Origin of the sequence: Streptomyces sp. NPDC002889, assembly GCF_042888425.1 — a bacterium.
GTDB lineage: Bacteria > Actinomycetota > Actinomycetes > Streptomycetales > Streptomycetaceae > Streptomyces.
Genome location: NZ_JBIAPT010000042.1, coordinates 22847 through 30233 on the forward strand (window position 1 = coordinate 22847; position 7387 = coordinate 30233).

Here is a 7387-nt window from a genome sequence, read left to right on the forward strand (position 1 = left end):
ATCTCCGGGGGCCCGCTCACGACAACGCGGCGAGGCTCTGCGCGTGGTGCCGCTCCAGGAGGCCCTGCACCACCTCACGCATGTAGGCGCAGTAGCCGGGCGACATCACCTGGATCGAGCCGTTCTCCTCCTCCAGCGCGCCCGCCGAACCGCCCGAGCAGGTGCCCTGCAGCTCGCAGCCCTGGCAGCCCGGGCCGTTGGTGTAGGCGCGCATGCCGTAGTCCTGGTAGGCGGGGGAGGCGAAGATGCCCCGCCAGTCGTCGATGGTGCCCAGTACGCGGGCGGTGGCCTTGCAGGCGAAGACACTGCCGTTGGGTTCGATGGAGAGCTGCCGGCCGACCGCCGGACACGTCTTGTAGTCGGCCTGCTCGGCCCACTTGGCCTCGTCGATGATCATCTGGAAGGTCTGGTACCAGTAGCCGCTGAGCTGCACCCCGCGCTCGCGCCCGTAGTCGACCGCGGCCAGCAGCCTCTGCGCCACGTCGTGCGGGCTGTGCTGCTGGAAGAACTCCTTGGCCTGGAAGGAGACGATGACGTCCAGGCTGTCCAGACCCGCCGCGGCGACGAAGTCGATCAGCGGGTTGCCCCACTTCTCCCAGGTGTACTGGGAGAGGACCGTGGTGATGCTGACCGGGACGCCCGCGGCCTTCATGTCGAGGATCGCCTTGCGGACCACCGGCCACGGGGTGCGCTGCTGCTGCCCGCCGCGGAACTCGCCGGTCTCCGGCACCAGGTAGTCGATGGAGACCGTGGTGTCGACCCGGTGCTCGGCGAGTGCCGCCAGCAGTTCGTCGTCGATGCGGGAGCCGTTGCTCGTCAGGTCGTAGGACAGGGTGACCCCATCGTGGCTGTCGCCGAAGGTGCGCAGCACGTGCAGGATCGTCCCCCGGGCCAGCGTGGGCTCGCCGCCGAAGAAGGACACGGTCAGATGGCCGCCGCCGTTGGCCTTGCGCAGCGCGATGGCCTCCTTGATCGTCTTCTCGGCCACCTCGCGCGACATGTGCATCGACGGGTTGCGGCCGGTGTCCGAGCCGTGGTTCCAGTCGCCGCTCGCCAGCGTGGGCCCCGAGTCCTGGCGGGCCGGACCGGAGCCGTCCTCGCGGGAGCGGCGCAGCTCCACGAGCACGGGGCCGGGCTTCACGGACTCGCCGGACGTGTTGCGCTCCTCCACACCGCCGTCGAAGTTGTACGCGAAGCAGCCTTGGCAGGAGAAGTTGCAGGCGTTGGTGAGCACGAGCTGGATGGAGGAGTGGAACACCCCGGTGCCCAGCACGTCCAGGCGGCTCTCCAGCAGGCCGTCGATCTCCTCGGCCTCGTCGTGCCCCGCCTCGACCAGGAACCGCGCCTCCACGAGGTCCTGCAGCGAATCGTCGTCGATCCGCTCCCGCAGCCGGTCCACGCTGAGGCCCTGGGAGGCGTCCCTCAGGAGTTCGACCACGTCCTTGTCGATGAGCCGCGCATTCCCGTACAGCGAATGAAAGGCCATGGTCCGCTCGTCGTCCTCAAAGGAATTGAGGCGTCCTCCGAAAGACGTGAAATCCCGGTCGCCCGCGGCACGCAGGGTGCGGACATAACGCGAGGACTGATACACCGAATTCTGCATGCTGAATACTTCTCCCTGCGTCTCACGGCTTTCGGCACGGTGCGTGGCGCGGCCGTGTTCCACGGCCCGGCCGCGGAGTCCGGCGGGGCGGCGGGCGCGCGGCACGGCGTCGGCGGAGGGGATTTCGGGCGTGGGGCCCTGGGACGCGGACCGACCCCGCCCGGGGTTCGGTCCGCGCGACGGCCCGGGGCCCGGCCTGCCGGACGGAGCCCCGATCAGCCTCGGCGCCTAGGCAGAGGCAGACTCTTTCCGCTGCTCGGCAGGGGCGGTGTCGGCCTCCGCCTGCTTGCGGACGGGCGTGATGGTCGGCGCGTTGCCCTTGTCCGGCGAGACGAACGCGCAGGGCCGCGACGACGCGGTGACCGCAGGTCGGGTGACCTTCCTGACTTCGGCCATGTGGCCTCCTCGATAGGTGCGGGACACAACGCGTTCCACTGAAGCAGAAGAGAACAGGGGCGATAAGTCTTCATCAAGACACGCTCGAATCAACGGGCTGCCGCATGGTTTATCGCCCGGAATCGATCTTCCGCTGTCCGAGGGCGGCCGGGCCGGTCTGACGTTTACCCGGTATCTTTTCTTGATCGGAATTCCGGCAAGCCGGCCGGTTGATCTCCGGGCGCCTCCCGGATGACTCGGGGGCGGGACGCATTCCGGCCAGAAACGGGAGCGCGGCCGGGAGCCGCAAGGGATGACCTTGGCAAGACTCGGTCGACGCGGCGACGCGCGCGGGCTCGGGCCCTGCGGCTGTTCCCACAGGCCGTCAGAACCGGCGCGCTCAGCTCGACAGCGCGCCGTGCGGTGGACAGGGCGCGCTCGCCGCCGACGTCGAGCGCGGTGTCGGCCAGCTTGACGACGTGCTCGTCCCCGTGCGCCAGCGCCTGGCGAACACCTCCTCGGGGACGAGGGCGCCGGCCGGGGAGTACCTGTGGCAGGACTCCAGGCGCGCGGACCTGGCCCACGACGAACGCGGGCCGACCGAGCTCGCGGAGTGGGAGCGCAAGCTGCTCGCCGGGACCGCTGACCGACCCGGACGGTGACGTCGTCAGGAGCGCGCTGCCGAAGCCGCGGCCGCCGAAGGCCGGGAAGCCGCGGAGCGCCGACTCCAGCAGCTGGCCGGGTCGGCGACCCCGGAGATGCCGGCGATGGTGCGCCGAGGGCAGAGGGGATCGGTTTGCCACAGCGGCTCCGGCTGGAACCAGGAGCAGCGGAACCGGATCCGGACCACGGGGTTTCGTACCGGCGGTGCCGCCTCGCCTGTGGGCTCCCTGCCGGAGCCGTAACTGGGTTGAGCCGAGTGCCCGCCGCTGCGAAGATCTTCCGGAAGCAGCCATTGGCGGTGGTGCACCGCGAAAGCTTGAACGTACGGCGGTAGACCGCCAGGTCGGCCTAGGCAGTGGGGTAGTCGAACGCGTTGACGATCGCCACCGTCCGCCCCTTGCCCCCGAATTTGGGCAGCTCGTACGCGCTCCGGATGTCGTCAGCGCCGATCCCAGGCGGCTTGCGCGAGCCGGGCAGGGACGCCACCCCGGCGAGACGGTACGGAGCAGCGCCCTACAAGCAGCATGGCCCGTAAAGGCTCACACACGCGCTCGGCCGTCACCGCCTTCCCGCCCGGGCCCTCCACCGGCGAAGCGGCCGGTGCCCACTGCTCGCCGGGTCCGGGGTCGGGGCCTGCGCACTGGACGACGTCCGCGGCCCTCGCCGTGAGGCATGCCCAGTCGTCGCAGTAGGAGAGAGGTTGAGCGGCAAATCTGCCCTCCCCGTACGAGGCTGATCCTCAGCCCTCCAACAGCACGACGAGCGCTGCGCTGGCCGATGGCGCGAGTCGGTCCTGAGGGAGGCCCTCACAGAAGGCCGCGGTCGATCAGATCTTCTGCCTCCTCGGGTGAGAGGTAGGTACCTGAGCCGGTCTCGGGATCGACAGCGATCGGGTCGTTCCCCGCGAGCCGCATGCCCTCCCGCCCCTCGTCCAGGTACTCCACATGGTCGTACGGAACAATGAGCCTTCGGCGTTCGACACCGCCGCGCAGACCCGCGCCCTGCGACTCATCCAGGCCTGACTGCCGGAGATCGGTGCGCCCGGCCGGCTGTGCCCCGTCGCCTCCTCCTCAGATGCGGGCGAAGACGTTGACCACTATTCCGATGTAGAGGATGACGAGGAGGGTCCAGAAGGTGTAGACGATGCCGGGGTGCCGGATGTAGAGGGGTATCCGGATGGTCGGGTAACGCCTGTGCAGCTCACGTGGAGTTGGCATGCCCCCGGGCTGCTGCTGAAGAGCCGCATTACGCCACACCCGATTGAGTTCGGCTTCACGCCACTGCCGGGGATTGAGCATCACGGCGGCATGATCATCACCCACGATGAGCACCTCGCCGGCGATGCCGCTGGAGTCGATATGGGTGCGGATAAGGAAGCCGGGCCTTTCGACAGTGGTCAGCCGACGCGCCCAGTTGCGCACCACAACGGCGCCGTCCACGAGTGCCACGTACGCGTTCACGGTGTGCAGGACCGCGTAGGTCACGTACCACAGGAACGGGAGCGCGACGAGGACGATGGCCGCCGGTACGGCCGTCGGCCCGAGTCCCTCGCTGGTGCCGCGTCCGCCCGCGAGCATGAGCGTCAAGCTGATGCCCGGCAGGATGGCGGCCGGTACGATCGCCCATGCCACGCGGCCGAACCGGCTCGTGTCCGGGGATACGACAAATTCTGTGTAACGGTCACCCACAGTTGCTTCCCCCGTGTCTCGACAGGCCGCGAGAGAACGTCTGTTGTCGCTGACACCTTCCGCCCCCCGACTCCGTCGGTCTCCTCTTCACTCCTGATCCCCCTTCATGGGATCTCGGTGACGTACCCACCCCTCATCGGCCACAATCCCCTTGCCGTTCAACGGCGCTGACGGTGCTGTACCGGGCCGGTGCAGGGGCCGGCCGGACCATGCGGACTGCTGCCTGGCCGTGAGCGCGTGCCACCTGCCGCAGCGCCCACAGTGCGAACCAGACTTCAGCCAGCCCGGGCACCGACCCCCAGCCCGCTGAGAAAGGACAAGCACGGGGATGACCTGTGAGCCGGTGAGGTTCCTGGGGAGCAGGCTCGGTGATCGTCACCGGACGCGACCGAAGACGCCGGTGGGCGCGCGTACTGCAACGCGGACCCGGCGAGGTGCAACACCGCACCTGTATGTCCGTTTCCCGCGACGACGAGGACCACGCCACGGACTCTCCAGCGACCGTACGAGAAGTGTCACGCTGACAGAACGTAGCTGTCACGCCCCCGGGGGTGAGTGTCACGCCCGCTTCAACCTGTCCGTTTATGTCCGGGTTCCGAGTCTGTGAACCCTTCCGGAGGAGGCTTGCCGGGCGAGCGTGACACTTATGATCTTGCATCCCGAGGGACAAAACGCACGTCAGTCCCTCCCGCTCACTGAGCACTTTCAGCGGGGCCACCGATCGGGTGATGGTCAGGCGATCGGAGATCAGCGCAGAACGGACCAGGCTCCTCGGCGGAAGAGTTGAGACGTCAGACGTTTCAACTCTTCCGCCGAGGAGCCTCGTTGGTTACGTATCCTGCTGTACTGGACCTGTCGCACGCACTGGTTGAGTGGGTCACCAGGCTCATCGTCCCCCGGGAGGGTGACCGCAGGTGCAAGTTCCGCCCCTCACAGCGAGCGCGCTCGTGGCACTGGTGTACCTGCGCAAGCACGACACCCTCGCCCCAGATCGCCGCCGGTTTCCGGGTCAGTGTCGGCACCGCCCACGCCTACGTCCACGCGGTCATCGATCTCCTCGCCCGCAGAGCACCCGGCCTGACCCGGGGCCGGACCACGACGAGCGCGGGCGGCTCACGGTCAATCGATGACGAGCCGCTTGTCGTGGGCCTGTTCGGTCTGGCGGCGCACGAGGTAGGTGCCCGAGGCATGGCCCATGGCTCCGTGTTCGGGGTGCAGTACGTAGGCACTGGCACCTTCGTGGACGGTGAAGCAGCCGACGTCGGCGCCGTCGGTGTCGATCGGTGTCCAGGTGACCGGGCCGTCGGCCACGAGGAGATGGACGTGGCCACCTTCGCCTGAGGTCACCAGGGCGATTCCGGTGGCGGGGACCGGCTCGCCGCCCTGCGGCGGGTCGAAACCGATGAGGCCGACCGGGATGAGTCCGACGTCACCTTGGCGCTGGAGGCCCGAGGACACAGGGATGGCCGCCTGCCGGTCGAGGTGTTCGAGGACGTCGACGCCCGCGAGTGCGGTGACGTCTTGGAGCGTGGGCTGCTGCTTGGTCATGGACTCTCCGTTTCAGGTGGCACGGGACAGAGTGAGGTACTGCTCGCGGGTCAGACCGAGGAGGCCGGCTGCCGCGCTGACGGGGTCTGGGGTCTGGGCGGGCACGGTGAGCCCGTAGGAGCGGCGAGTGCCGTCGCGCTCGGGTGTGCCGTTGGTGCACAGCAGGACGCGTACAGGGACGTTGTAGATCGCGGTGGGCAGGTCGTACAGGGTGAGCCGTTGTCCCGGGTTGCCCGGGTCGGGCGCGCTGTCCCCGACCTGCCGAAGGCCTGCCGCGGCGATGAACTGCGGCCAGCCCATTCTTTCGATCGCGCAGCGGCGCACCTCGGTATTGGGCTCCCGCAGGATCCTGTCGGTGTCCCAGTCGCCCCGGATCAGGGAAGCGGGGACCCTCGTGCCGTGCCAGACATGGACAGCCCAGCCGTCGGGCCACACCGCCGCCGGTCCGTCGGGGCAGTGGGGCCGCCCTTGTGCATCCCGGCGGAAGGCATCGGGACGGGGGTGAGGATCGCGTAGTCGCGGAAGGCCCACCACCATCCGGCGTGCTGTGCGACCTGCTGCTCACCGTGCACGGGGGCCATGCCGGTCACGCCGATGCGTTCCATGGCGTCGGCCCGCGCGTGGGGCGCCACACTCCAGTGGGTCAGGGGGGTCCCGCGCCACCAGCGCCGGGGCAGCCTGACCGGAACCTTCCCGGCGGTGCCGCACACGCCTGACTGGGCGGCCACCTGGGCAGTCAGTTCGGCGTGGACGCGCGGCAGCACCTCCAGGTCGATCCCGGCCAGCGGATCGCCGCGCTGGATCAGTTCCTCGAAGGCTCCGAGGTGCTGCGCGTTCACCTGGCTACGCATGTGCTGGTGTGTCAGCCACCGCCAGCCGCTCTGCCACAGCTCCGGCGCAAGCACCGCCTCGTCCACCCGCTTCTTGACCGCATCGGTCACCTGTGCCTCGATCCGGGAGTCGATCCCGGGCCAGATCAGACCTTGGGCGTCGGCAGGCAGCTGCCCGCGCAGCCGGCGACGGAACCGGGCACGCACCCGGGCAGGCCGACCTCCGGTGACCTGGGCGATGACCGTGGGGAGGATCGCCTGCCCGATCACACCGGCCCAAGGGGATTCGAGCCAGACGATGAACTGCGGCGGTGACAGTCCTACGGCGCGGTAAGCCGCCCGGACCCCCTCCTGCGCAGCCGCTGTGTCGCCCGGCCCGGTGGCCACGCCGACCGCTGCCCAGTCCTTCCTCACCTCATCAAGAACGATTTCCTGCCCCGCCGTCAATGCACCGATGCTTCCCGCGTATTCCATGCTCCCCCCAACATGCCGACCGCTACTGCACAGGTGATACGGCTGCGAGGACAGGGGCACCGTCCCGCAGCCACCCAGCCAGGCCCCCGCACTCATCCGCAACCATCATGTGCCTAGGAGTTGTCGTCAAAGTGTCACGCCCACATCAGCAGCGAGGCGAGGGTTACGGCTGCCTGGTAGGACTCGGCGGTTTTGTCGTAGCGGGT

Annotated in this window: 9 protein-coding genes and 1 pseudogene; 3 read left to right on the top strand and 7 right to left on the bottom strand. The window is 69.0% G+C overall.

The annotated features are described in order from the left end of the window. Positions 1–16 precede the first annotated feature (16 nt). Positions 17–1603: a radical SAM protein gene (locus ACFYWI_RS36775; RefSeq protein ID WP_389240247.1), complete on the bottom strand. Its 1587-nt coding sequence runs from the start codon at positions 1601–1603 to the stop codon at positions 17–19. A 228-nt stretch (positions 1604–1831) separates the two neighbouring features. Further along, positions 1832–1999: a hypothetical protein gene (locus tag ACFYWI_RS36780; RefSeq protein ID WP_389240249.1), complete on the bottom strand. Its 168-nt coding sequence runs from the start codon at positions 1997–1999 to the stop codon at positions 1832–1834. A 458-nt stretch (positions 2000–2457) separates the two neighbouring features. Here ACFYWI_RS36780 and ACFYWI_RS36785 point away from each other — a divergent pair, with 458 nt between their 5' ends. Next, on the top strand, positions 2458–2640 hold the full coding sequence (locus ACFYWI_RS36785; RefSeq protein WP_389240251.1) for a hypothetical protein: 183 nt from the start codon (positions 2458–2460) through the stop codon (positions 2638–2640). A gap of 349 nt (positions 2641–2989) precedes the next feature. Here the strand turns inward: ACFYWI_RS36785 and ACFYWI_RS36790 are convergent, their stop codons facing one another. The 3 genes from ACFYWI_RS36790 to ACFYWI_RS36800 form a co-directional block, all read right to left on the bottom strand. Continuing rightward, positions 2990–3127 (bottom strand): hypothetical protein, encoded by a 138-nt coding sequence (locus ACFYWI_RS36790; RefSeq protein ID WP_389240253.1) that lies wholly within the window; start codon positions 3125–3127, stop codon positions 2990–2992. 320 nt (positions 3128–3447) lie between these two features. After that, complete coding sequence (locus tag ACFYWI_RS36795; protein ID WP_389240255.1) at positions 3448–3585, bottom strand: hypothetical protein; 138 nt, start codon at positions 3583–3585, stop codon at positions 3448–3450. Between the two features lie 126 nt (positions 3586–3711). Continuing rightward, on the bottom strand, positions 3712–4272 hold the full coding sequence (locus ACFYWI_RS36800) for a hypothetical protein (RefSeq protein WP_389240258.1): 561 nt from the start codon (positions 4270–4272) through the stop codon (positions 3712–3714). A gap of 882 nt (positions 4273–5154) precedes the next feature. Between ACFYWI_RS36800 and ACFYWI_RS36805 the strand changes: the two are divergent. Further along, positions 5155–5415, top strand: a pseudogene (locus ACFYWI_RS36805) (transposase family protein); the annotation flags it as partial. 33 nt (positions 5416–5448) lie between these two features. Here ACFYWI_RS36805 and ACFYWI_RS36810 read toward each other — a convergent pair. Then, positions 5449–5877: a hypothetical protein gene (locus ACFYWI_RS36810; RefSeq protein WP_389240266.1), complete on the bottom strand. Its 429-nt coding sequence runs from the start codon at positions 5875–5877 to the stop codon at positions 5449–5451. A gap of 12 nt (positions 5878–5889) precedes the next feature. Continuing rightward, on the bottom strand, positions 5890–6414 hold the full coding sequence (locus ACFYWI_RS36815) for a DUF6745 domain-containing protein (RefSeq protein ID WP_389240262.1): 525 nt from the start codon (positions 6412–6414) through the stop codon (positions 5890–5892). 209 nt (positions 6415–6623) lie between these two features. On the opposite strand from ACFYWI_RS36815, the gene ACFYWI_RS36820 reads away from it, so the two are divergent. Then, positions 6624–7022: a hypothetical protein gene (locus ACFYWI_RS36820; protein WP_389240264.1), complete on the top strand. Its 399-nt coding sequence runs from the start codon at positions 6624–6626 to the stop codon at positions 7020–7022. Positions 7023–7387: the final 365 nt, after the last annotated feature.